Source organism: Mesorhizobium prunaredense, assembly GCF_900156895.1.
GTDB classification, from domain to species: Bacteria; Pseudomonadota; Alphaproteobacteria; order Rhizobiales; family Rhizobiaceae; genus Mesorhizobium; species Mesorhizobium prunaredense.
This window is the reverse complement of sequence record NZ_FTPD01000017.1, coordinates 200,521-223,986: the sequence shown is the minus strand read 5'-3', so window position 1 is coordinate 223,986 and position 23,466 is coordinate 200,521. Positions and strand designations below refer to the sequence as shown.

16 protein-coding genes and 5 pseudogenes are annotated in these 23,466 nt (G+C 57.7%); 7 read left to right on the top strand and 14 right to left on the bottom strand.

Features of this window, described 5'->3' with window-relative positions:
* The first annotated feature begins 29 nt into the window (after positions 1-29).
* On the top strand, positions 30-1,208 hold the full coding sequence (locus tag BQ8794_RS15460) for a M24 family metallopeptidase (RefSeq protein ID WP_077379050.1): 1,179 nt from the start codon (positions 30-32) through the stop codon (positions 1,206-1,208).
* A 346-nt stretch (positions 1,209-1,554) separates the two neighbouring features.
* On the opposite strand, the gene BQ8794_RS15455 is transcribed toward BQ8794_RS15460, so the two are convergent.
* From BQ8794_RS15455 to BQ8794_RS36520, 4 genes and pseudogenes are all read right to left on the bottom strand, one after another.
* Positions 1,555-2,985 carry an aldehyde dehydrogenase family protein gene (locus BQ8794_RS15455; RefSeq protein WP_077379048.1) on the bottom strand — a complete coding sequence of 477 codons (1,431 nt, stop codon included), beginning with the start codon at positions 2,983-2,985 and terminating at the stop codon, positions 1,555-1,557.
* 151 nt (positions 2,986-3,136) lie between these two features.
* Positions 3,137-4,723, bottom strand: coding sequence for a GMC family oxidoreductase (locus BQ8794_RS15450; protein ID WP_077379046.1), 1,587 nt, complete (start codon positions 4,721-4,723; stop codon positions 3,137-3,139).
* A 188-nt stretch (positions 4,724-4,911) separates the two neighbouring features.
* Entirely contained in the window at positions 4,912-6,495 is a 1,584-nt protein-coding gene (locus tag BQ8794_RS15445) for an ABC transporter substrate-binding protein (protein ID WP_077379044.1), read from the bottom strand.
* Positions 6,496-7,207: 712 nt separating this feature from the next.
* Positions 7,208-7,659: pseudogene (locus BQ8794_RS36520) on the bottom strand (ABC transporter); the annotation flags it as partial.
* Between the two features lie 272 nt (positions 7,660-7,931).
* Here BQ8794_RS36520 and BQ8794_RS15440 point away from each other — a divergent pair.
* The 3 genes from BQ8794_RS15440 to BQ8794_RS35630 all read left to right on the top strand — a co-directional run bounded on the left by BQ8794_RS15440 (position 7,932) and on the right by BQ8794_RS35630 (position 9,072).
* Positions 7,932-8,549 carry an FAD-dependent oxidoreductase gene (locus tag BQ8794_RS15440; protein WP_280174594.1) on the top strand — a complete coding sequence of 206 codons (618 nt, stop codon included), beginning with the start codon at positions 7,932-7,934 and terminating at the stop codon, positions 8,547-8,549.
* Positions 8,521-8,754 carry a hypothetical protein gene (locus BQ8794_RS15435; protein ID WP_077379039.1) on the top strand — a complete coding sequence of 78 codons (234 nt, stop codon included), beginning with the start codon at positions 8,521-8,523 and terminating at the stop codon, positions 8,752-8,754. Before BQ8794_RS15440 ends, BQ8794_RS15435 begins: the two co-directional genes overlap by 29 nt.
* 141 nt (positions 8,755-8,895) lie before the next feature.
* Positions 8,896-9,072 carry a hypothetical protein gene (locus tag BQ8794_RS35630; protein WP_167378747.1) on the top strand — a complete coding sequence of 59 codons (177 nt, stop codon included), beginning with the start codon at positions 8,896-8,898 and terminating at the stop codon, positions 9,070-9,072.
* Positions 9,073-9,126: 54 nt separating this feature from the next.
* Here the strand turns inward: BQ8794_RS35630 and BQ8794_RS15430 are convergent.
* Positions 9,127-9,773, bottom strand: a pseudogene (locus BQ8794_RS15430) (sugar phosphate isomerase/epimerase); the annotation flags it as partial.
* A 247-nt stretch (positions 9,774-10,020) separates the two neighbouring features.
* On the opposite strand from BQ8794_RS15430, the pseudogene BQ8794_RS35625 reads away from it, so the two are divergent.
* A pseudogene (locus BQ8794_RS35625) lies at positions 10,021-10,350 on the top strand (transposase domain-containing protein); the annotation flags it as partial.
* 135 nt (positions 10,351-10,485) lie between these two features.
* Here BQ8794_RS35625 and BQ8794_RS15420 read toward each other — a convergent pair.
* The 8 genes and pseudogenes from BQ8794_RS15420 to BQ8794_RS37390 form a co-directional block, all read right to left on the bottom strand.
* Complete coding sequence (locus tag BQ8794_RS15420) at positions 10,486-11,880, bottom strand: MmgE/PrpD family protein (RefSeq protein ID WP_077379038.1); 1,395 nt, start codon at positions 11,878-11,880, stop codon at positions 10,486-10,488.
* A gap of 230 nt (positions 11,881-12,110) precedes the next feature.
* A pseudogene (locus tag BQ8794_RS15415) lies at positions 12,111-12,485 on the bottom strand (helix-turn-helix domain-containing protein); the annotation flags it as partial.
* A 338-nt stretch (positions 12,486-12,823) separates the two neighbouring features.
* Positions 12,824-13,588 carry an ectoine/hydroxyectoine ABC transporter ATP-binding protein EhuA gene (gene ehuA / locus BQ8794_RS15410; RefSeq protein WP_077379034.1) on the bottom strand — a complete coding sequence of 255 codons (765 nt, stop codon included), beginning with the start codon at positions 13,586-13,588 and terminating at the stop codon, positions 12,824-12,826.
* A 50-nt stretch (positions 13,589-13,638) separates the two neighbouring features.
* Positions 13,639-14,307 (bottom strand): ectoine/hydroxyectoine ABC transporter permease subunit EhuD, encoded by a 669-nt coding sequence (ehuD, locus tag BQ8794_RS15405; RefSeq protein WP_077379033.1) that lies wholly within the window; start codon positions 14,305-14,307, stop codon positions 13,639-13,641.
* Entirely contained in the window at positions 14,304-14,969 is a 666-nt protein-coding gene (gene ehuC, locus BQ8794_RS15400) for an ectoine/hydroxyectoine ABC transporter permease subunit EhuC (RefSeq protein ID WP_077379117.1), read from the bottom strand. Before ehuC ends, ehuD begins: the two co-directional genes overlap by 4 nt.
* A gap of 59 nt (positions 14,970-15,028) precedes the next feature.
* Positions 15,029-15,871: an ectoine/hydroxyectoine ABC transporter substrate-binding protein EhuB gene (gene ehuB, locus BQ8794_RS15395; RefSeq protein ID WP_077379031.1), complete on the bottom strand. Its 843-nt coding sequence runs from the start codon at positions 15,869-15,871 to the stop codon at positions 15,029-15,031.
* A gap of 158 nt (positions 15,872-16,029) precedes the next feature.
* On the bottom strand, positions 16,030-17,211 hold the full coding sequence (locus BQ8794_RS15390; RefSeq protein WP_077379029.1) for a M24 family metallopeptidase: 1,182 nt from the start codon (positions 17,209-17,211) through the stop codon (positions 16,030-16,032).
* Between the two features lie 936 nt (positions 17,212-18,147).
* Positions 18,148-19,447, bottom strand: a pseudogene (locus tag BQ8794_RS37390) (IS256 family transposase).
* Between the two features lie 209 nt (positions 19,448-19,656).
* On the opposite strand from BQ8794_RS37390, the gene BQ8794_RS15375 reads away from it, so the two are divergent.
* Entirely contained in the window at positions 19,657-19,914 is a 258-nt protein-coding gene (locus BQ8794_RS15375) for a hypothetical protein (RefSeq protein ID WP_077379023.1), read from the top strand.
* A gap of 31 nt (positions 19,915-19,945) precedes the next feature.
* Here BQ8794_RS15375 and BQ8794_RS34790 read toward each other — a convergent pair whose 3' ends face one another.
* Positions 19,946-20,188: a hypothetical protein gene (locus BQ8794_RS34790; protein WP_143744576.1), complete on the bottom strand. Its 243-nt coding sequence runs from the start codon at positions 20,186-20,188 to the stop codon at positions 19,946-19,948.
* Positions 20,189-20,582: 394 nt separating this feature from the next.
* Here BQ8794_RS34790 and BQ8794_RS15370 point away from each other — a divergent pair, with 394 nt between their 5' ends.
* Positions 20,583-23,078, top strand: a complete 2,496-nt coding sequence (locus BQ8794_RS15370; RefSeq protein WP_077379021.1) for a GcvT family protein — start codon at positions 20,583-20,585, stop codon at positions 23,076-23,078.
* Positions 23,079-23,466: the final 388 nt, after the last annotated feature.

The following is a 23,466-nucleotide window of genomic DNA, read 5'->3' as shown; positions in this document are numbered from 1 at the left end:
CGGGAGCGATAGAAGAGGATTTTCTCAACATGATACCATTACCATTCCACCCCGACGAATACCGGAGGAGGCTTTCCGCTATCCGGGCGGAAATGGCGCGCCGCAACCTCGATCTTCTAATCGTCAACGACGTCGCCAACCAGCACTACATCACCGGCTATGACGGCTGGTCGTTTTACACACCGCAAATGGTCCTGGTCCCGCTCGCGGACGAGGAGCCGGTGTGGATTGGTCGCGCCATGGATGCCGCCGGTGGGTTGCTGACGGCTTGGATGAAGCCCGAGAACGTCATCGGCTTTCCCGAAGATCATGTCCAGCGTGCCGACCGTCATCCGATGGACTGGATTGCCGCATGGATCGACAGGAAGGGCTGGGGGCGCCGCAATATCGGCATCGAGCTTGAAGCCTACTACTATTCCGCCAAGGCGCATGCCCGGCTGACCGCTGGGCTGCCCAACGCAATCTTTCACGATGCTGACCTTCTGGTGAACTGGATCCGCAGCGTCAAATCGGAAGCCGAGATCGGCTATCTACGCAAAGCCTCGCGTCTTGCCGAGGCGGCGGTCACCGCGGCCTATGAGGTGATAGCGCCAGGTGTGCGCGAGTGCGACGCCATCGCCAAAATCCAGGCCGCTCAGGTAGCTGGCTCGCCGGATTTCGCCGGCGACATCACCGCCCTGCCGCCGACCATACTGGGTGGCGAAAATGCATCGGCGCCGCATATCATGTGGAGCGATCGTCGCTTTGGCCACAACGAAACCGTCGCGCTCGAGCTGGCCGGCGTCGTTCGTCGCTATGCCGCAGGTCTGGCGCGGACGCTTCAGCTGGGCGCAATGCCAGCCAAGGTCGGCGACACCGGTAAGGCCGTGCTCGAAGGCATGGAGGCAGTGCTGGCTACGATCAGGCCCGGTGTCTTGGCGGAGGACATCGAGGCGAGCTGGCGCCAGGTCATCCAGCGCTACGGCCTGAAGAAGGAATCCCGCATTGGCTATTCGATCGGCGCGGCCTATCCGCCTGACTGGGGCGAGCACACGATCAGCCTGCGCCAGGGGGATAAGACGATTCTGAAACCGGGCAATGTCCTTCACTCGATCCTCGGCATGTGGATGGATGGCTGGGGGATCGAAGTGAGCGAAACGATCCTCGTCACCACGAACGGCTGCGAGGCGCTGACCAGCTTCCCGCGAGAGATCCATGTCAAACGCTGAAACCTTCGAAGGCGCACGACTGGCGGCACGTCGGTCACTACTCATTTGTACATAGCAGCTAGCCTAGACCGCGCTGGCTTATGCGCCGAGGACGCCGGCGAGCGGCACCTCACCTCACCAATAGTTGTTTATTAAGGCGCGCCTGGTCGCGGCAGTTCCCTACCAATACCCACCGTGCTTACCAAGCATCCGGGTCACGACCCTGGCGCCTGCGGTTCTGCCGTGCCATTGATGGCGGTCGCAAACGTCCGGAGATTGCTCAGATCTGGCGGCAAAACTGGGAGCACCGTGATCGAGGCGCTGGACTCAATGCCGAGACGCGCCGTCCGCATCCACGCGACGCGGATTACGCCAAAGGGGCGTCGTAGCCGAGCAGCGCCTTCACTTCGAGGTACTCCTCCAAGCCCCACTTGCCATTTTCGCGTCCATTCCCCGATTGTTTATAGCCACCGAATGGCGCGGCCCTGTCGGGCGCTGTGTAGTTGATATGCACAGTGCCGGCTCGCATACGGGCTGCCACACTGCGGGCGCGGGCAAGGTCGGACGATTGAACATATGCCGCCAAGCCAAAGATCGTATCGTTCGCGAGGTCGATCGCCTCTTCCTCATTCCGGTATGGCAGAATTGACAGAACCGGCCCGAAAATCTCTTCGCGCGCAATGATCATGTCATTGTGGACATTAGCAAATACTGTCGGGCGGACGAAATAGCCTCGGTTGAGATGCTCCGGTCTGCCGGGGCCGCCGGTAACGAGATCTGCTCCCTCGTCGATCCCAGCCCGTATAAAGCGCTGAACATTGTCGAATTGACTCTTGCTGACCACCGGTCCCACATTCGTTTTAGGGTCGCGTACATCCCCAACGATCAACCCTTCTGCGACCGACTTGGCAATCCTCTTCACCTCCTCGTGGCGTTCTGCTGGCACCAACATGCGGGTGGGCGCGCTACAAGCTTGGCCGCTATTGCGCATCACCCCAAGCACGCCCTTCGTCACGGCACTTTCAAAATCCGCGTCAGGCAACAGGATATTCGCCGATTTTCCTCCAAGCTCCTGCGCTACACGCTTGACGGTTTTTGCGGCCGACTGAGCAATGAGGATGCCAGCCCGGGTGGAACCGGTAAAAGACATCATATCTATTCCTGGATGGGCCGACATCGCTTCGCCCACAACTGCGCCTTCCCCTTGGACCATGTTATAGACGCCTGCGGGGACCCCTGCAGAATGCATAATTTCGGACCAGATGATCGCGTTCAAAGGAGCCACCTCGGAAGGTTTAAGCACCATTGTGCATCCTGCAGCGAGTGCCGGAGCAACCTTCATTATTATCTGGCCGATCGGCCAATTCCAAGGCGTGATCAACCCTACGACTCCGATCGGTTCTCGGACAATCTTGGTTGACCCTTGCAATTCCTCGAACTGATAGTGTTCCAGAACCTCTATGACACTTCTGAGTTCAGCCAACGCCAATTGCCACTTACGAGCGATTTGGAAAGGCGCACCTATTTCCGTGGAAAGGACCTCAGCGATGTCTTCCCGTCGCCTCTCATATTCTGAGAGGACTGCCCGCAGCAACTCCAGTCGTTGTGGCGGCGTGGTTGTAGAAAATAGAGGGAAAGCTTTGCGAGCAGCTGCCACGGCGCGGTCGACGTCCCTGGGGCCGCCACCGGCGATGCGAGTAATGAGTTGCTCCGATGAAGGATCAATCACGTCCAGGAGAGTTGGGTCCAATGGGTCGACCCAGTCTCCATCTATGTAATGTTGTCGTACGTGCTGCATATCTCGCTCAGTATTATCTTTGCACCTTGGCCGGAACGAAACTCCGCAACTCCGATATGAATACAGACCGGATCTGGACAGCCTCGCTCTTACTCAGGAGTGCTCATTCGATTTTTTATCGCTCAGTGGCTCTGACGCGTCTCGCACTTCGCTAGGGCTGGATTAGGTCTGCTGCGCGCTCACCGATCATGATAGACGTCGCGTTGGTGTTACCTGCGATATGTGTTGGGAATATCGACGCATCGGCAACCCATAAGCCTTCAGTTCCCCTCACTCGTAGGTCTGGCGTCACAACGGCCCGGTCATCGATACCCATGCGACAAGTCCCAACAGGGTGGTAAGCTGGCCCGGTTGCGGCGCGTACATATCTTTCGTCCGCCTCAATCCCGGCCTCTTGGGGCGGGACGTCAATAAGTTGGAGGACATGACTACCAAATGGTGGTGTCGATGCCAGCCGCCTAACCCAATCTAGGCCGAGCAGAACGCCTTTTAGGTCGTCGGGGTGGTCGAGCAGGCGTGGATAAATAGCTATAGGGTCTCGGGGATTATTTGATCGAAGTGCAACGTGGCCCTTGCTCTTCGCATGGTTTACATTGGCATAGATCGTCACGAGGTTTCGTCGAGGGACGTGCCGCCGCCCATTCTTCATGAAAAAGCCAAAGGGCAAAAGATGGAATTGAAGATCGGGCACTTTCTGATCAGGAGTAGACTTGAGGAAGGCTATAACCTGTGCCAAGGACTCAGTAAGCACGCCTTTCCTCGCAAAAGCCCATTCTGCGAACGCTCTCACTCGTCCAAGTCCAGATGCGTAAGCATTTCCCGTTTTGATATTCATCTCGGCGATGACGGTTAAGCACGGATGCTCTAATAAGTTTTGACCGACCTCCGGGCTGGCCACAACGGGTTCTATGCCATGCCTCGCGAGTTCGCTAGGATCGCCAATTCCTGACAGCATGAGGATTTGAGGCGAATTAAGAGCACCGGCAGACAGCACGACGCCGCGCCGCGCGCTTGCTCGCAAGGCCTGGCCACCCCGCGTAAAAATGACGCCCTTTGCACGGTTCGCTTCCATGACCAGACTGCTGGCCACAGCGTCGTCCATGACCACTAAATTGGGATTCTTCTGCAGCGGCTCTATGTATGCGTCGAAAGCTGAATGGCGCAGGCCGTTTTTCGTGGAGCCTTGATTCCAAGCTACTCCCTCATGCGAGGGTCCGTTTAAGTCAGGGTTTAGTGGAACGCCTAAATTCACAAAGCTGTCGATAAACGTTTGGGAAACCGGAACGCGCCAACGCACAGTCGAAACCCGCAGTGGGCCCATACCCCCTCGATAGGCGTCATTTTCCGTATATTTGTCAGCCGTTTCCATCTTGCGAAAGTAAGGCAGTACGGAATTCCAGCCCCATCCGTTATTGCCGAGCTCTTCCCAAGCGTCAAAGTCGGTCTGGGCGCCTCTGACGAAAATCATACCATTAATAGCGGACGAGCCGCCTGGCACGCGGCCCCGCGGCCATAATTCTTGGAGCCCATGACGCGTTGGATCCGGCTCCGAAATATACGCCCAGTCATAGCGCTGATTGCCGACAGTGTGCACTGACGATGCTGGGATTCGCGTGATGCGGAGCTTCTCCCGTTTACCGGCTTCGAGCAGTAGAACGCGAGCGCCTTTCTCCACTAAACGCGCGGCAACTGGCGATCCAGCACTGCCGGACCCTACGACGATGTAGTCAAATTCCATTGTCGAACCTTAGTGGCCGAATGAAAGGGATAGGACAGGTCCAAAAGGTATTCGGCATGAGTAGCTCCCTTGTTGGCAACTGGGCGGCGTCAGACCGGTCATCTGGTGAAAGCGGCCGACAATTAGAGCAAAACCCGGTCGACCCCCGCCCTAACGCCGACCGATGTCAAGCTGACAACCCATGGGGGTCATGCCTTGAGCCAGCATTTAGCGAACGCGTAGCCGTCCATCAGCTCGCTGCGTCCGCCGCCATATCCGCCGATCTTGTCCGAAGTCGCGTCAATGGATTGGTTGAACATCGGAACGATCACCCCGCCCTCATCCCGAACAATGAGGGCCATCTCGCGATAGAGGTTCTTGCGCTTGTCCTGGTCGAGTTCGGCACGCGCCTCGCTGAGAAGTTTGTCGAACTTCTCATTGAAGAAGTGTGTTTCATTCCAGGGCGCCTTCGAGAAATAAGTGGTGGAATACATTTGGTCCTGCGTTGGACGCCCCAACCAGAAGGTGTTGCAGAAGGGTTGTTTCATCCAAACTTGCGACCAATAGCCATCGCTCGGCTCCTTCTTGACCTCCAGGGTGATGCCGGCCTTGGTGCAGCTCTGCTGATAAAGCTGCGCCGCATCGACGGCGCCCGGAAAGGCAACGTCCGACGTGCGCAAAAGGATCGGTCCACTGTGACCCGACTTCTTGTAGTGGAACTTGGCCTTGTCCGGATCGAACTGGCGCTGTTCAACGTCGTCAGGGAATAACGGGTAGGATGAGTTGATTGGAAAGTCGTTACCAACAGTACCGTAGCCCCGAAGGATCTTGTCCACCATTTCCTGGCGGTCGACGGCCAGCTTGAGGGCCATCCTCAAATCCCTGTTGTCGAACGGCGCCGTATCGCAAAACATGTCGTAAACATAATGGCCCGGCCCCGATGTGGTCTCGATTTTTAAGTTGGGCACACGCTTGACCAGATCGACGATCTTGGGCTGAACCATGTTTACGATGTGAACTTGGCCGCCCTGCAGCGCGGAGATGCGGGCGGTGTCATCGTTGATGATAAAAAGCTCAACCTGATCGGCGAAGCCCATTTTGTCGGGCTGCCAGAAATTGGCGAAGCGTTCGCCGCCGTGCCGTCTGCCGGGCTCGTTGACCGTTACTTTGTACGGTCCGGCACTTATGCCTTCGGCCGGATTATCCTTGCCTCCGTTGGGCTGAATGACGAGATGAAAGTCCGTCATCAGGTACGGCAGATCGACGTTCGGCTCCTTGAGAGTAATAATGACATTCCGGCCGTCGGCCTTGAGGCCCTCGATGTTCTGCAAGATCCCTTTCGCACCCGACTTCGATTTTTCGTCGGAATGCCGTTCCAGTGTCGCCACAACGTCTTGCGCCGTTACAGTCTTGCCGTTGTGGAATTCCACGTCCTGACGAATCTTGAAGGTCCAGACCTTAGCGTCGCTGGAAGAGCCGATCTCCTCGGCAAGGCGATGTTCCAGTGTGCCGTTAGGCCCCATCGCCACAAGATACTCGCCCCAACACTTGCCGAAGTTGACCATCGCCGTCACAAAATTGGCGGGATCAAGGTTTTGGGTGGCTTCACCGCCATTAATACCGCCTTTGATGATCCCTCCCCGAACGGGCCCCTCGGCAAGTGCAGCACTGGCAAGAAGGGAATTGGCGAAGGTGGCGCTGACGCCCAGCGCGGCCGCACGGCCGAGAAATTCACGGCGGCTTAGCCCGCCGCGACATACGTGACGGCTGAGATGGTCGAGTTCCTGCGACATGGATACCTCCCTTTGTTCAGCTGCGCCCGAAGCGCAAACGATGCGGCTCTGGCGCCTTCTATAAACTGAATGATAGGGCGGGGAATTCGTCAACCGTACTCAAATTTGGCCTTGCAACGCAGCAAATCGGCGTTCTTCTGCTGCGCACGCATAACCGCGACTTTGGTTATGGTAAGGAACGAACGCTAGCGAAGTGAAGCTGATCAGGCTGCTTGAGTGCTCCGATCCGCGAACGGTCAAGTTTGCCTTCACCCTGGACCTGGCGCCTAGAGTCTGGTCCGCTTGCCCCAACCTGCTGGCGGTGCAGGCATGAGCCTCGCCAGCCGCGGGCGGAGCTGTTGGTTGCGAACTGGATCAAGCGGGCTCCCTCAGGTCGCGATAGTCTCCGACCCGCCTTCGGCTGCGTCACCGGGGAGATCTTTGGCGCCGGCGACGGCAATCAGGACGACTTTCTGCTGGGAAGGCAACGACGAAATGGTCGAAGCCCCAAGCCGACGGCTGGGCGCCCGACGGCTCCCTCATCGCACAAATCTGCTTCCACAAGCGAGGAGACGCTCGACCCAATCGCCCAGGCCTCACAGGTGATCGAAACGGTTCGATTAAAAGGCCACGGCGCCAACCCGCACAGCACTACCGTCGATATCGCGCTCTGTCCGGGCCACGCATCAGTGCGCTCATCTCCCTGCACTCTCCATAAGTCAGCCCTACCGTTCCTTTCCAGCTCGCCGAGCTCCATTTCGGGCACTGAGGACACCACCAGGTCGGTATAGGCGTCGAAGCGTGGCGTCAGCACTTTGCTATTAGAGCCGTAGCGCACCACGCTCGCCGCTCACCGCGATGAATCAACGATCGAGTTCACCGTCGCGAAACTAATGAAGAGGCAGGTCACGTTCTCGATTTTCGGCAGATCGAGCAGCAGCTTGAGGACGCTGCGAGCAACCAGCGGGTCGAGCACCGACGTCACCTCGTCGCAGGTGATCAGCTTCGGTTGGGCGGCGAGCGAACGAGCAATGCAAGACGCGCTGTTTCTGGCTGGCAGCCGGAAAGCTCGGCCGAATAGCGGTCGAGGAACCCCTTGCCTCTCTCAATCTCGTTGAGCAGCTCGGCGACCCGCTTTATCGCGCTCGCGGCCTCTTATGCCGAATAGAACTCAAGCGGCAGGCCAGAGCGGCAACGCCGAAGGGCCGTGGCCAAAGCCCGCAGGCGTTCGTAATTGGATTAATCAAATATCGGCCGCAACCCCCTCTACTGAGCCGACCACGCACTTTGAATAATAATATCTCCGCTTCAACTGCACGCTACTGTTGCAGCTTTGCGAATATTCTCCTCCAATAAAACTTATATATTTTCGCTGGATATAACCGATGTCTCAATGTCATTGTCGCGAACCGGAGTTAAAAGCTCGGTAATTTCCATCTTCAGCATCCGGCGAAAATATAGCCTGTGACGTGCTCCTGATTGCAATCGGCGTGACGCCGGAAACGGCCCTAGCAGAGGCAAGCGGCCTAGAGGTGGACAACGGGGTGGTCGTGGACGAGTATTTGCGTACCACTGACCCGTCGATCTTCGCGGCTGGCGACGCAAGTTGCATACGTCGCGCAGGCATGGAGCGTCCGCTCCGCCTGGAGTGCTGGAAAAACGCCGAAGATCAAGGAGATATTGTCGCCAAGAACATGCTGGGCATCAAAACGGCCTACCAGACGGTGCCGTGGATGTGGTCGGATCAATTCGACAAAGTAGTCCAGGCTGCGGGACTGCCCTCACCGGATCAAACGATTGCCCTTCGGCCGCTCGGCATGGGGGCGCTGGTTGCCTTTCACTATGATGCTCCGGGAATGCTTGCCGCGGTTTCCGGTTACGGTCCCATCGGCCTCGTGGCCAAGGCTGTGCGCATAGGCTCCGTCATGCTCCAACGAGGCATTTCGCCCACCCCGGAGGCGGTCCGGGCAGCTTCTGACCTGCGGGAACTGATTCAGGCAAGGCAAGAACATGCAAGATCTTCTGATTTTTCAATCGCTGTGGGCTATGGAGCTTCGCAGCGCCCAACATCCTGAGCTTACGCTTGAGCAGAACATCGAGAAAATTGCTCAGGCGGGCTTCGAGGGAGTCAGTGCAGACTGGCGCGACCGCAAGTTCGTCGAGCGCTTATCAAGCCTCCTGAAGGCCGGCCTGGAGCTTGGGCACGCGACGATCCGCGTGGATCGCGATGTTGCGCCGACCCTTCTGGTCGAGACGATCCGGGCGTTGCGGTCAGCGTGATCCTGCCGGCGCAGCATGGATTGGACCCGTGTCGGGGCCGAGCGGAGGCGACGCCCGACCTCTACCGGATACCCCGTGCCGAAGTGACTCGGGAGGCGGAAAGCCGGCCCAAACCGGGCAAAATATGCTTCTGTCGGTGACATGGCGAGCACCGCTTCGGTCCATCCTGATGATGTCGACACGCTGAAGGCGATGCTCGTCGCCATAGCGGCGGAGAAGTCTGAGCTCCGGGACGAAACGGCGGAACTAAAGGCCGAAATCGTCCGAATGGCGACACTCAACGACACGCTGAAGAGCGGATCGCCAATCTGCATATGATCATCAAGCAGTTGGAGCAGGGCGGCGGCGCGCGGACGCCTGTGGGAAGCACCCTTATGCTTGATTTTCGGAAGTCATTCGCCAGACCTGGGCAATACGCTCTTTCAACACAAGGGCCTCCTCGTGTCTTCGCCGTCCGGTCCCGTAATGGCGTAGGGCTTCGGACCCAGCTCACAAGTAAATGCCAGGGTGTCCTCTGCCCCTGCCCGTTTCCGCCAACTCCTGAACCCGTATTCCCACCATGAAAGGAACTGATCGACCCACATTTTGTGCTGCGGGTAGGTGATTTCGATCTGTACCTGCTCACGGGTCGCCACCCGGCCGTGGAAGGCCCATGAATTCTCTAGGATGCGATAGATTTCCTCGTGATGATTATCCGCGATGGGCGATGGGAATTCTCGGCCGACTACAAAATGGGAAATGTCACCTAACAGCCGGAGATCCGGAAAACAGTCGAGCAAATCCAGAGTGAAGTGAAGATCGGTGGTCATGCGGTCGCGATGGGTCTCGATGTAGACCTGCACGCCGGCCTCGTCGGCGAGCCGACGCCATCCTTCGAGCAACGGCACGCACTCCTGTATACGGCGCAGACGGACGTCCGGCTGAAGATCGATGTGATGGACCCCAAACTCTACGGCGTTCTCCAGAACCGGCTTGAGATTATCAACCGTCTGAGGGAAGCACTGGCCTTCAGCTTGCATCCGCCAGGCACACCTCCAACCTGGCGAAGCCCTGCGCATCCGCCAGTTCGCGCCGGGCCGCATCACCCTTCCAGTATCCGCGCTTTATCCGACCACCGACGGCGAGGGACAGCAGGGCTGGCATCAAGTCGAGCTGGCATCGCCTCGATGACTGCGAACGTTCCGTGTCTGGACTTGGATGCAGACGAATCATCCCGAGTGTTGCGACTCACCGGATCGCGAAACAATGGGATCAGGTTGGCGCTTACAACGATTCCTCCATGATGGTCGTCTCGACATCGACTCCAATGCCGTCGAGCGGACCATCCGGCCCCAGACAATCACAAGGAAGAATGCATTGTTCGCGGGCAGCGACGGTGGCGGGAAGACATTGGCCACGACTCGCCACACTCCTGCAAACCGCGAAGATGAACGACGTCGATCCATTCGGCTGGCTCGCCCAAACCCTTCAGCGCATCGCCACCGCCTGGCCAACGTCGAACTCGATCCGCTTCTGCCATTCAACCACCACGCCGGCCACGGCTGGGCGCCATCTCGGGTTGAAAGTGATGTTCGCTGGGCAGGGCGTAAGCGCTAGACATGCTTGGGAAAATCCACGCCGTTGGAGTCTGCAATCCTGTTTGCTTGGTTAGCTGAACAGTGCTAGCGGCTTCGCACCAAGTCTAGCTCACACAGCGACCTCCTCTATAGCTGCTGGGTTGCTAAGACTCTCCTAGTTAGCGCCAACCAGCAGATCGAACAGCGGCGCCAACGTGGGGCGCTTCTCAAGGTCGTTTATGAACTCGCCGATCAACCCGAGCTGTTTCTCGGAGAATGACAACATCGACATTTCGGCACAAGCCTTAAGTTTCAACATGCCATCTGTCAGCGAAGCAGGGTTTTCCGGATGGCCGAATGGCTTGTCGATGCGTATGGAATATTGTGCTCCAGACTTAACCTGAACTTTGACTGCAGTGGGCGAATTCCCGTATCTGCCATGAGTGAGATCGATTTCTGGATCAATTTCTACCCTGGTAGCCGCTAGCACTCGGCGCACGGCGGGATCGTCCAGCGCTTCGGCCCGGAAATCGCTGATCGCAACGCCGCCACGCACCGCCGCTACAGCGACGACGTACGGGAGGCTGAACCGCGCCAGCACCGGGTCATTTGGATTCCACTTTTGATCGCGCGGCTGGCCCACGACGCTTTCACAACGCTGATTTAACCCGAGCTGAATCGAAACTATATCGTCGGCGGTGAAGTTATACCTCTCACGTAGTTGAAGCAGACCATCAATTCCATGATGCGTTGCCCTGCAAGACGGCCAAGGCTTATAGCTAATAGAGGCGTTTACATAGTCGTCGCCGAGTTTGTCCATAAGCAAATCAAGATCGTAAGCCTGTTCGAAGGCTTTGTAGAAGCCATATCTCCCAAAGAATGGCTCTCGCGGGCCGTTGAAGCCCACCATGGCTGAGAGTGCCGACTCAAGGCCTGAACGAGCCCTCAATCCCTGCTGCAACGCCACGGTGTGTGCAGTCTCTTCGTACATTTGGAATTCGCCCGCAGCATGGGCGTAAGCTATTCCGAACGCATTACGCGTTTTTTGTTCGTCAAGCCGAAGCAGTTTAGTACTCACCGCTGTGGGGCCCCAGACAGCGACCATATTGTCACGGCCCGTGTCTCCCGCACTGCTAGTGATGCTTCGCGCTAAACGGATATGCAGATCGATAGCCGTCGCAAGGGCCGACAGCAAGTCGCCTCCGTTTATAGAAGGATCGCGTTCAGCCAGTGCCAATGCCGGCGGAACATTATATGCGCTTGCATGGCAGCCATTAATGCCAATTTCATAGGTATCGTCGAAATCGAGGGCTCTAGCTGTCGTTGCATTGACGAGTGCCGCTAAGCTCGAAGGGAGCTTTTGTCCCGAAACCCAGATTGTGCATTCTGGCTTGCCACCCGACAATGCACCCAATTGGCGCGCGCTGTGCGCGATCGGATCGTTGGATCCACCGATTGCGCACGCAATCGTATCCAGGATGGAGAGCTTTGCACGTTCGATCCCATTCTCAGGTACCGTTTCCGGGCTGGAATTGAGCACGTGCCTAATGATTTGCGTTGTTACATCCATGGCTAAACCTCCAAGCAAAGTGGATAGAGAGCCCCTCGCGCGAGAAGGACAATCAGCTTGTCTCAACGCTGCCCGCCGAGATGATCTACAGTCACCCTGTTCGCCCGCTGTGGCCGAAGCTGTTGGAGCTGTTCAATATAGGGTCTATCGGGGTGCGCTTCGCGCAAATGATCCCTATTCAACGCAGGAAAGTTGCGTTTTTCTGCTGTTGGCTAGGGCCAAGCGCTGGCGTCGCCTCGCGAGGCTTGCACAGAGCTTGAGTATACCTTGAAGCTTAGCCCCTCCCGCCTCAGGAATTGCCATATTGTGTCATGTGACACCTTTACACCATGTGCCTCAAGCTCGGCTTTCAACTGATGCAGGGTCAAATGCGGCGCCTTGGCAATTCGCTCCTGAATGAAATCCCGATGAGGGTCCAGAACACGCCTTCGGCGGCCACTCATCTTGCGAGGCTCGATAGAACCGCTCATTCGATAGCGCTGGGTCCACTTAACGACGGAAGAAACTGCAATCCCAAAACGAGCCGCGACCGACCGGCAACTCTCGCCAGCCTCGATTGCAAATACGATGCGCTCGCGCAGCTTCTTGGAAAGGGGTGCTGTCATTCGAGTTGGCCTCCTCAACAGCCAACGTATTAACTAGTCTTATGCATGTAAGAACAGGCAAGAGCAGAACAGCGGTAGGTTCACCGCCTGGAATTCTATGTCAAATTCAGTTTGCCGATCGGATTCATCTTGTGACAAGATGGTTTCATAAACAGGATGTGGAGAAGACCATCTTCCGCAAGGAAGGGGTCTTATTGGCCATGAAGAACCTGTGCCGCTGAGTTGTCCGCTTACCAGGCGGAGTATCACCATGGAAACGAGCTCGACAAGAACGTGGGAACGCACCAAGCGCGAGGCTTATAATCGGCCAAACTGGAGGCCGGCGACGATGCGGAGGCTCACACCGCTTCTTTGACCGCGGACAGAAACTGCTTGGTCCGCTCACGTTGCGGGCTTCCAAAAAGTTCGTGGGGAGTGCCTTGCTCTTCTATCTTTCCGCCATAAAAGAAGCAGACGCGGTCTGAAATATCGCGCGCAAACCCCATTTGGTGGGTCACCATCAGCATAGTTAGATTGTGTTCGGTAACGAGCTTGCGGATGACGTTTGTCACTTCCCCGATCACCTCCGGATCCAAGGCGGAGGTAACCTCGTCGAAGAGCATCACCTTTGGCCGCATAGCCAACGCTCGCGCAATTGCGACGCGCTGCTGTTGTCCCCCGGAAAGTCGCGAAGGATGTTGACCCCTTTTGTCGATCATGCCGACCATGTGCAGCAACTCTTCCGAACGCTCCCGTGCTTCTTTTTTTGAAAGACCTAGAACCTGCACGGGGCCTTCCATGCAGTTCTGAAGTGCAGTCATATGAGGGAACAAATTAAAGCTTTGAAAGCACATGCCAATAGAGGTTCGCATTCGTCTGAGGTAACGCTCATCAGCTGGAACTAGCACCCCTCCCTTGGCCATGTGAGTTAGCGGCTTGCCTTCAACGTAGATAACGCCGTCGTTTATGGTCTCGAGGGTCATGAGGGTGCGTAAGACAGTGGTTTTGCCTGAACCAGACGGACCGATGATTGAAACCATCTCTCCTTCAGCAACGTCGAAATTCAGATGTTCGATAACGTTGAGTTTCCCGTAACTCTTACTGACATTCATAAACCTGACCATGGGCCTGTCTGTGTGAGGTAACACAAGAGGGTAATCAGACGTATCCACGGTCACAGACCCAGCCCCAATCGAAGTCGGCGTTCTAACAGCTTTACAAGTCCGGCGGTGGGCAGCGAAATTAGAAAGAAAATCAGGCCGACCAGCGTAAAAGGCTCAAGATACCTGTAATGTTCGGAACCGATCGAGTTTGCAGCATGCATGAGCTCCATCACACCAATGACAGAAAGCATCGGTGTATCTTTGAGAATGCCTACCAGGTAATTTCCCATGCCTGGCACAGCGGGAACCAGCGCTTGTGGAATAATGATCCGGAAATAAGTATCGCGCGCCGACATGTTAATCGCGCGGCATGCTTCCCATTGACCACGGGGCACTGCTTCGAGACCCCCGCGATAGACCTCTGACAAATACGCAGAGTAGTGGAGGCCTATCGCCAATAGCCCAGAGGTCCAAGGCGACAATTGGATGCCAAATTGTGGAGCGACATAAAACACAAAAAAAATCTGCAGAACAAGCGGTGTCGAGCGAATAAACTCAACAAACTCTCGTACAGCCCAACGTATTGGTCCAAACGCCGCTCGCTGTGCCAGCGCAAAGATTAGGCCCCCAACCAGTGCAATCGCGTAACCTGCACCGGCCGCAAGAAGCGTATTCGCGGTCGCCCACAGCAGTCGTGGCATTATCTCCCAGGTTAGGGTCCAGCTCCAATCGAAGTTCACGACCGACCCAACCTCCGCGCGACCGCATGCTCCGCCCAACGCATCGAAGGCGTAATGAGCACTCTTGCGAAAAGGTAGTAAATTATGAGGGCGGTCCCGAAGGCTTGTGCTGAAAGGTAAGTTGAGGCGTTGATTTGCTTGGCCTGGAACATCAAATCCGTCACCGATATGAGCGAGACGAGGGCCGTGCCTTTGAGCAACTCAATCAAAAGATTTCCCCACGGAGGCAGCATAATAGCAATCGCCTGGGGCAATACGATGCGGCGCATTCTTGCAAACGGCGACATAGATAGCGCAGTCGCCGCCTCCCATTGTCCGCGGGGGACTGCTTGGATCGCGCCTCGCACAAGCTCTGCACCATATGCCCCATAATTTAATCCCACGGATATGAAGCCAGCAGTGAAATTTGGCAGCGTAATGCCAAAGAGAGGCAACACAAAAAAGATCCAATAGAGTTGGACCAGAAGTGATGTTCCGCGGAAAAGTTCAATATAGACTACACATGTTCCGCGGATCAGCGGGTTGGCCGAAAGCTTTCCGATTCCCATGACCAGAGCAACGGATACCGCAACGAGAACGGCTAGCACGAATTGCAGGCAAGTTACCCACGTCCCGTGCATCAGCACAGAACTATACTTCTGTAAAAATTCCCAGATGGGCATTTGCCATCCTCTGTCGAGCGCTGGGGAGGGCAAGCCTCCCCAGGAGGCGTACATTACGGTCAGCGATTGGCGCAAACCCACTCCGCAACCTTGTCACCCGGCAGCAGCTTTGCGTCGTAGCCATATGCCTTCACTGCCTTCATCATTTCGGGAGTTCCAACGTATTTCTTCTGAGCTTCGTTGAACTTCTCCACAAAGTCCTTGTCTGAATCTCGGAAGGCTATGCTCACCCAATTATGAGTTGATTCAGGCATCGCGTCGGGGTCCGTCACCTCGAGTTTTCCGCCGGATTTAGCAGCCACAGACTGCGACAGGAGATATCCCGATGCGCCAGCATCTGCGCGTCCCGCTTCCACCGCTGCAAGTATTTCTGTCTGGCCTGGAACTTGCATTATTTGCGTTTCCGGGACGCCGGCCTTTTTGGCCTGCTCGATGTTACTGTATCCAATACCAGTCACCATCATTGCGCCCTTTGTCGCAATATCCCCGTAGTTGGTGAGCCCTTTAGGATTGCCAGCTTTAACGATAAGCGCGTCCGTTACCTTCGCCAAAGGTTCCGAGAATGTAACGCTTTCGCACCTGGATTTGAGGATGTAGAGACCCCCCGTAGCCATATCAAAGCGTCCAGACTGCAGGCCGGGGATGAGTCCGCCCCAATCTGTAACGACGGTCTCTATGTTGTTGTAACCCATCTGTTTCAGCACGCCGAGAGCAATCGCGTTTACGAATCCGACCGGCTGGTTGTTACTGTCTGGAAAGGCAAAAGGCTCTTCGTTCGCGAACCCGATACGGATGGATTTGCCACTGGCGATACGGTCTGTCAATTCTCCCGCGTGGACCACCGTGGCACACGCAATGGCTACGCCCAAGCCGGCCGCTATGTTTACAAGTCTCGTTTTCATTTCCTGTTCCCTTTCTTGTTGTCTCTTGGATGATCGAGTAGCCCCCCGGCGGGGCATTTCCTGCTTTGCGTGTCCTTCCGGAGCGCAGGTCCCCGGTTTTGTCTGGCAAGGGCCAGAAAGCGCCTTTTGCGGGTTGCCTAGCTCGACTTACGCAACTGTCAGTCGATGACGATTAGCCGACGCTCCACATCGCAGAACCGCTCTCCACCTTTCGGTGTAACCACGAAAGGTTCCGAGATAGCCGCGCCAAAATCATCGAGCCAAACCCCGGACTGAAAGTGAAAGCACATGCCTTCCTGCAGGGGGGTTCTTTCGCCGGCGCGGATGCTCACGGTGCGTTCGCCCCAGTCTGGGGGATAAGCGATACCGATGGAATAACCCACCCGGCTATCCTTGCTGTAGCCGTTTCGCTTCAGAATACTCTGGAATACGGCTGCAACGTCCTCGACAGTCACGCCAGGCTTAGCCGCTTCGAGGGCCACATCGCCGCCTTCAACGATTACTGCGGCCAACCGCGAGACCTCCTCTGGTGGCTTTCCGATGTGCACAGTTCTTGTAAGAGGGGTGGTGTAATGGCGCCGTGCCGCCCCTAGCTCCATAACCACCAAACCGGATTTCGGCAGAGGCTGGTCGCTCCATGTCAGGTGGGGGGTGCTCGTCCCCTCTCCGACCTGAATCAAAGGACAAAGGCCTGTGTAATCACCGAACTTGCCATCCACACCCAAGACCTGGTTGCGGTAGACGTCCGCTATGACCTCGTATTCGCGTACACCCGGCTTGAGCTTGGCAATCGCCTCACGCATGGTTTTGCTGATGATGCGTCCGGCTTCCCGCATGTATACCAGCTCGGCCTCGGACTTGACGAGCCTGGCCCAGTTGACCAGTTCCCGATTGTTGGTGATCTTGGCGTTGGGAAGGCCCCGTACCAAATGCTGATGCGCTCTTGCCGTGTAGTAATGGGTGTCGAGCTCAACACCGATGCGGTCGGACCCCCAGCCCTTTGACGTGATGAGGTCACTCAATTCATCGAAGGGATGGTCATCGGGGTGGTGAACGAGGGTTTCGGAGAAGGAGACGATGTTTCCGGCGGGCAGATTTGTCGTAATGTGGGCTGACTTGGCATCGATCGGACGTCCGAACCAAAACGGCATGTCCTCCTTAAGATGAACCATCACAGCTTGCGGTGTGTAGAAGGACCAGCTGTCGAAGCCCGTCAGCCAGCCCATATTAGCGGGATCCTGGCAGATGAGCAGATCGAAACCGGCTTTCTCCATGCGCTTTTTCACATCTAGAACGCGCCGATCGAACTCATCGGGCAGAAAGGGTTTTTGGTAGTTCATGCGTACGATCCTTCTCGGAATTGAGCATGGACTCTCCCGACATTACCGGGACGGGTGGTAACCAAACGCCTGCAAATCTCGATGTCCACGCTCCCTATGGTGCCCCGCACGTCCCTTGTCTTTTTGTATCGCGGGAGGCTAGCGGAGCATTTGACGGGAGGGGTCCGCAGTCAAATGCAGTGTTTATATCGCCATCATCTCGGCTCGAGATGGCAGCGTCCGCCATTGGAGAACTCCGCCTTGAGCGCTGCCGCCCGATCTGGTCAGGGAGGAATTTCACGCTGGGTCGTCCCAGCACCCATCTGAAAACAGGATGGTGCTCGTATGGAGTTTGGGCTTGGGCGGCCCGCTGAGGGCTTATCAGGTTGACATTGGGATTTCTCCACGGAAAACGAGACTGCGCCCGCCTAGGCATTCCCGCGAAGGCCGTTGGCGTTCACTCCGGTTTGCCTGCCCACCTGCCAAAGTTCAATGACAAGCCTACGACCGGGGCGCCGATGGCGTCGTGCTGGATTCGAGGATTCCGTCCCGTGGCCGTCTAAATCTGAAGCTCGCGTCACGCGAAAACCCTCGGTTTCGGGAGCCTTGGCCATTTAGCCCTGCCAGGTCGTGAACGAGGCGTTCGCCCCGCTCCCCATGAGCTGGAATGGCTAGCGCGTGGTGAAGGTAGAAGAGGAAGCCAAGGGGCGCAGCGCTTGGGCGCGTTCACCGTTGGTGCGAAGGTGATCGACCTCCCCGTCATCCTCCGCGCGCGCCCTGCTTGCTTTGGACCGATGATCCCTTGCGGACCTCGCGGCGGCTGAATCGTTCAGCGCCGCCATGGTGTCTTCCGCGCCATCTGCTTCCGAGATAGTGCCAGTCTGGTAAAGCTCCCGGATGCGTTGCAGGTAAGCCGGCCTTACGTGGAATTCAGTCAGCTCGGTGTGGTCGAGGCGGTCAAGTCCGGGAACTGCTGGATAAATTCTGGCGGAGCTCCTTTGCCGCTGCTTTCTTGTCGAGATCGTTTCGGGCCTCGTATTCCTGATCGAGTTCCTGCCTGACGGCGGTCATCTGGCGGCGCTCGAAGTCGGTGATCCTGATTGCCCGCCACCGCTCGGCAGCTCGGATCATGGCGCCGAACATAAGCTTGAGTACGGGCTTCTCGCCGAAGGCATTGGAAATGATCTTTAGCCTGCGCCGCTCCTCGACGAACAGACGTTCCAGAAGATTGGTGGTCCTGATGGCGCGGCGGTGAGTGATCGGCATTCTCAGATGCGCGATTGCCGCTTCGAAGTCGTCCATGAAGCAGGCGACCGCGCTCGGCAGCTCGGCCTCGTAGTCCTTCACCAGACCGGCGAGATCACGGGCAATGGCCCGCGAGGGGGCCTGATAAGCGGCGGTGGCGCGGGCCTTGAACTCGGGCCAGCGGTCTTCCGGCACCTTGGCGGCGAGATTGCGCATCCGGTGCGCCAGGCAGCGCTGACGCTCCGAGCGCGGAAAGCAGGTCTCGATCGCCTTGATGATGCCGGCTGCCCCGTCGCACACGACGAGCAGCGGATCGCCGAGCCCGCGGCCGCGCATGTCCTGGAAGAAGGCGCTCACCGGCGTCCTCCTTGGAACCCGCCATCAGATGCAGAAGCACTTTGGCGCCAGGTGCCGTAAAACCCCAGGCGGCCAGCACCGGCTCGCGCTTCTGCCCGGGGCGGATGCGTTCGGCGATGCCGTCGACGAACAGATAGGCGATCTCATATTCGCCAAGATCGCGCGTGGCGAACTCCTGGTAGTCTGCCCATAGCCGCTCGCCGATCTCGCTGACCGCGGTCTTCGACAGGAGCAGCCGCCCCGTTTCGTCGCGGAAGGCGTCCTCGATGTCGCGCACCGAAAGACCGCGTGCCAGCAGTTCCACCGCCAGGTCCTCGAGCGCTTCCGTGCGTCCCTTCAGATGCTCGCGGATCTCGGAACGAAACGGCTCATCGCGGCCCGCCACCTGCGGGGCCGAGTATTCCACAAAGCCTTCCGCCGTCTTCAGGCGCCCGCTGCGCACGCCGTTGCGGTAACCCTGGCCGGGCTCGGCGCCATGTTCGTAATAGTCCCGCCCGACCGCATCCCGGCTTTCCCCCTCCAGTGCTTCCTCCACGATCAGGCGGGTCGCAAGCTTCATCAGCTCCGAGCGACCCGCCGGTGTGGAAAGACGCCCTTCAATCAGGTCGGAAAGGGATTGGCGCGTGCGCATCGATGCCGGTATTCTCGTCGTCATGGGGTGCCTCCTTGCTGGTGCCGGCGCCAACCGGCATGGACTTCTGATTCCTCAGCAAAGGATGCACCCCGCCCTCAATTTCCAGCAAGTTTAGGACTTCACCGGTCGAGGCGCAGCTTTACGTTTCCAAAACGCCCTTAGCCTTTTGTCCGTCGACTTGAAGAGGGTTTGGCAGCCAGCTCCTGATCCGTGACCGGAGTGTCCGCGTAATGCCCTCCGGGGCAAAACTCCTTGAACGGGCGCGCGGCATTCTGAACGAAATCAGGATCACAAAGGCCGAGGGAACGGCCGTCTCTGAAGAGGTGACAATCGGCATCCTGTCCGAGGCCGCACGCATGCTTTCGGGATCTATTATAAGTTTAGGATATGCAGGGGTGTTCCTGTCTGCCGATGCGGCCAGCGTCAATCCAGACCTCTGGCCCGCTGAATGGCGTAAGCGGATGGCAGCTGACCAGCATTGCGCGTAGAACCGGTGTCTAAGGGAGCGGGGAATCCGTCTCAATTATCTTCCGGATCGCCAACAGGGACACCAGACGCAGCCTGGAGCCGGTTGGCTACCACCATGGTCTTCAGGCTCTTTATGCGAGCGTTCTGACAAAGAACTTGCGCGTGAACTGTTCGTAATCCTCCAGGGCTACGTGCGGTGATATAGGAGCTAAATCCCCTCGCAATCTCGGATGAGGATTTGAGATCCCGCTTGAACTTGTCGATCTCGGCGCATTCCCGCTCCAGGGTCATCATCACGATCGTCTGGATGGGTCAGCAGACGGTCTTCGCGACGTTATCGAGATTCCGCTTCGATTATCCCCTCCGCCCTCAGTCTCTTCAGCGACGCTGGTACGCCGTGGCGCAAAGCCCGACCTCTTCCGCAGGTGCATCGGAAGCAACATCACAGTGGAGCCATAAAACAGCCGAAGGCAGAATTTCAGCGCCTATGAGGCTATCTCGCCCGCGATGAATGGGTTGCCCGAGCTCATTCTACGGAAGTAGCGCTGCATAAGGAGGCCGAAGGGCGCAGAAATCCTGCTGTCCAACCCTGCAGATCGGACGAAATAAAAGCACATCCAACGGTAGTGTCCTTGCCACAACGCGCCTTGTCCCGCGCTTCCGCGACCAGGCTTGAACGGGGTTTCAAATGGCCAGCAAACTACCATCGCATGTCGAATACGTTGTCATTGGGGGCGGCATTATCGGCCTCTCGATAGCCTATCACCTGACACGTCTCGGCCACCGCGACGTTCTGCTTCTGGAGCGTGACCAGTTGACATGCGGCACGACCTGGCATGCTGCAGGCCTCGTGACACAACTCCGCGCCAATGAAACCATGGCCAAGCTCGCTCAATACTCTGCGGATCTGTTCAGGGACCTCGAACATATGACCGGTCAAGCCACTGGCTTTCGGCAAACCGGCTCCATCACCGTCGCCGCGACCCAGGACCGGCTTGAAGAGCTTAAGCGCGGGTCTTCGATGGGCCGCTCGTTTGGCCTGGACGTGGAGATGATAAGCGCTGCGGAAGCCCAGCGCCGCGTTCCATTGCTCGATTTCAGTGATGTTCTGGGGGCGGCATGGATCGCTTCCGACGGGATGACAAACGCTATCGATACGGCCCGTGCCTTCGCAGTTGGGGCGCGCCAGGGTGGAGCAACGATCCTAGAGCGGACCCCGGTCACACGCATCCTCGTCGAGAAGGGCCGCTTCGTCGGCGTGGAAACCAGTCAGGGAACGGTCCGTGCTGAACAGGCGGTCATCAGCACCGGCCTGTGGACGAGGAATGTAGCTGCTGAACTCAACTGGTCCGTGCCGTTGCAGGCTGCCGAGCATTTCTATGTTGTCACCGAGGCGATTCCCGACCTACCCCATGACCTGCCGACGATCCGCGATATGGACGCGCGCGTCTATGCCAAGGCCGACGCCGGGAAACTGCTCGTGGGTTTTTTCGAAGCCAATGGCAAACCTTGGGGCATGAATGGCATACCCCACGGCTTCAGTTTCGATTCGTTGCCTGAAGATTTCGACCACATCGAACCGTATCTCTCTGCGGCCATCGAGCGCATGCCCGTCCTGGCAAATGTCGGCCTCCAACTGAATTTCAACGGCCCTGAGAGCTTCACGCCGGACAACCGGTTCCACCTCGGGCCATCGCCTGAAATCCAAGGTCTGTATGTCGCCTCTGGATTCAATTCCTGCGGCATCGAGTCCTCGGGTGGTGCGGGCAAGGTCATGGCAGAGTGGATGTCGACAGGCTTGCCAGCGGGAGACTGCTGGGAAATGGACGTCCGGCGGTCAATGCCCTTCCAGCGGAACAGGCGGTATCTTTACGACCGCACGGTGGAGGCGGTCGGCAACCTCTGGTCGCTTCATTTGCCGCATAGGTCGCCGAAGACGGCACGCAACGTCCGCGTGTCCCCCCTGCACGACCGCCTGTCCGCCGTCGGCGCGAATTTCGGTGAAAGTGCTGGTTGGGAACGCGTTCAATGGTTTGGTGCGCCTGGATCGCCAAATGAAAGCCATGCAACCTATGGCCGGGACGAATGGTTCGAGCGAAGTGGCGCGGAGCATACGGCCACCCGCTCCGGCGTCACTCTGTTCGACCAAACCTCCTTCGCGCACCTTCTGGTGCAGGGGTCAGATGCCCTTGCGCTGCTACAGTGCTTGTCCACGAACGACGTGAACGTGGCCGTCGGCCGTGTTGTCTATACGCCGTGGCTGAACGAGCGAGGCGGTATGGAGTCCGACGTTACGATCGCGCGCATCAGTGACGAGGAATTTCTTGTGGTGACAGCGGCCGTCCAACGCACCCGTGATCTCGCCTGGCTGCGCTTGCATGCCAAGGGAGCCGGCCACGTCTCAGTTGCCGACGTCTCATCCGGATATACGACCCTCTCCGTGATGGGTCCGCGATCGCGTGAGTTACTGGAGCGCGTCAGTCCTGCGGATTTTTCTAACGAGGCATTTCCCTTCGCAACGGCTCGTGAAATCGAGGTCGGGTATAGCCTCGCGCTCGCATTCCGGATGACCTTTGTCGGCGAGTTGGGCTGGGAACTTCACATCCCGACCGAACAAACACTAGGGGTCTACGACGCCCTGGTGGCCGCCGGTGCCGATCTCGGCCTAGGCCACGCCGGATATGTCGCTCTCAACACGCTGCGCCTGGAAGCGGGCTACCGTGACTGGGGTGCAGATGTGGGTGATGAGGACACCCCGTTGGAATCGGGACTGGGATTTACGGTTGCCTGGGATAAGCGCGAGGATTTCATCGGACGCGCCGCACTCGAGGCCCAGCGCGGCAAACCCTTGCGCCGGCGGCTGGTCCAGCTCGCTGCCCCAGATGCCAAATCGTTGATGTTCGGGACCGAGCCTGTCTGGCGTAACGGCAGCCTTGTCGGATACCTGCGATCGGCTGGATTTGGCCACAGTGTCGGCTGTGGCATCGGCATGGGATATCTCACGGCAGAAGCCGGGGTGACGGCTGATTGGCTTTCCGGAGGGTCATTCGAAATCGAGATCGCTGGGAAGCGCTATTCCGCCATAGCTTCCCTGCGGCCATTCTATGACGCCGGACGCAGCCGCGTGAAGGGCGAGTGGCGTGCTGTGGAGGAGTTGGTCGCCAAAGATCTCCTCGCTACCTGAGCTTTCCGTCCCTGTTCATCTCAAACGGACATGCGAACGGTTCGCAATGAGGCGCCCTACCGAGGACCGCCTTAGAATGGTGCGCAGTTGCGGGGCTGCTTTATTCTAGCGGGGTAGGTTTTAAGAGCGCGAAGTCCTCTCATCGTGCGCATTGGCGTGATCAAACTGACGGATGCGATGGCCCGCTCCGTGTTCTCGACGATCGAACGGTTATCGAATAGGAACACGCAGGATGATCTGAGCCGCGAGGACGCGGTTCGCCTCACTTACGCCGGCTGCGCTCGGCCAAGTGCCTAGATGGAGGGAACAGTCCAGTTCCTTATCTTTGATATGCACGCCACCCAGGTTGGTCGGCCTGACCACGGCGCTAGATTGTCATGCCTCGCAA

What these genes read in the sequence shown, in the direction of transcription:
- BQ8794_RS35630 (WP_167378747.1), top strand. Translation starts at nt 8,896, where the DNA reads ATGGCGAGCACCGCTTCGGTCCATCCTGATGATGTCGACACGCTGAAG.
- BQ8794_RS15370 (WP_077379021.1), top strand. Translation starts at nt 20,583, where the DNA reads ATGGCCAGCAAACTACCATCGCATGTCGAATACGTTGTCATTGGGGGC.
- BQ8794_RS15455 (WP_077379048.1), bottom strand. Translation starts at nt 2,985, where the DNA reads ATGCAGCACGTACGACAACATTACATAGATGGAGACTGGGTCGACCCA.
- BQ8794_RS15420 (WP_077379038.1), bottom strand. Translation starts at nt 11,880, where the DNA reads ATGGATGTAACAACGCAAATCATTAGGCACGTGCTCAATTCCAGCCCG.
- BQ8794_RS15450 (WP_077379046.1), bottom strand. Translation starts at nt 4,723, where the DNA reads ATGGAATTTGACTACATCGTCGTAGGGTCCGGCAGTGCTGGATCGCCA.
- BQ8794_RS15435 (WP_077379039.1), top strand. Translation starts at nt 8,521, where the DNA reads ATGGAGCTTCGCAGCGCCCAACATCCTGAGCTTACGCTTGAGCAGAAC.
- BQ8794_RS15445 (WP_077379044.1), bottom strand. Translation starts at nt 6,495, where the DNA reads ATGTCGCAGGAACTCGACCATCTCAGCCGTCACGTATGTCGCGGCGGG.
- BQ8794_RS15460 (WP_077379050.1), top strand. Translation starts at nt 30, where the DNA reads ATGATACCATTACCATTCCACCCCGACGAATACCGGAGGAGGCTTTCC.
- BQ8794_RS15390 (WP_077379029.1), bottom strand. Translation starts at nt 17,211, where the DNA reads ATGAACTACCAAAAACCCTTTCTGCCCGATGAGTTCGATCGGCGCGTT.
- BQ8794_RS34790 (WP_143744576.1), bottom strand. Translation starts at nt 20,188, where the DNA reads ATGATGACCCTGGAGCGGGAATGCGCCGAGATCGACAAGTTCAAGCGG.
- BQ8794_RS15375 (WP_077379023.1), top strand. Translation starts at nt 19,657, where the DNA reads ATGCCCTCCGGGGCAAAACTCCTTGAACGGGCGCGCGGCATTCTGAAC.
- ehuB (WP_077379031.1), bottom strand. Translation starts at nt 15,871, where the DNA reads ATGAAAACGAGACTTGTAAACATAGCGGCCGGCTTGGGCGTAGCCATT.
- ehuA (WP_077379034.1), bottom strand. Translation starts at nt 13,588, where the DNA reads ATGGTCAGGTTTATGAATGTCAGTAAGAGTTACGGGAAACTCAACGTT.
- ehuC (WP_077379117.1), bottom strand. Translation starts at nt 14,969, where the DNA reads ATGCCCATCTGGGAATTTTTACAGAAGTATAGTTCTGTGCTGATGCAC.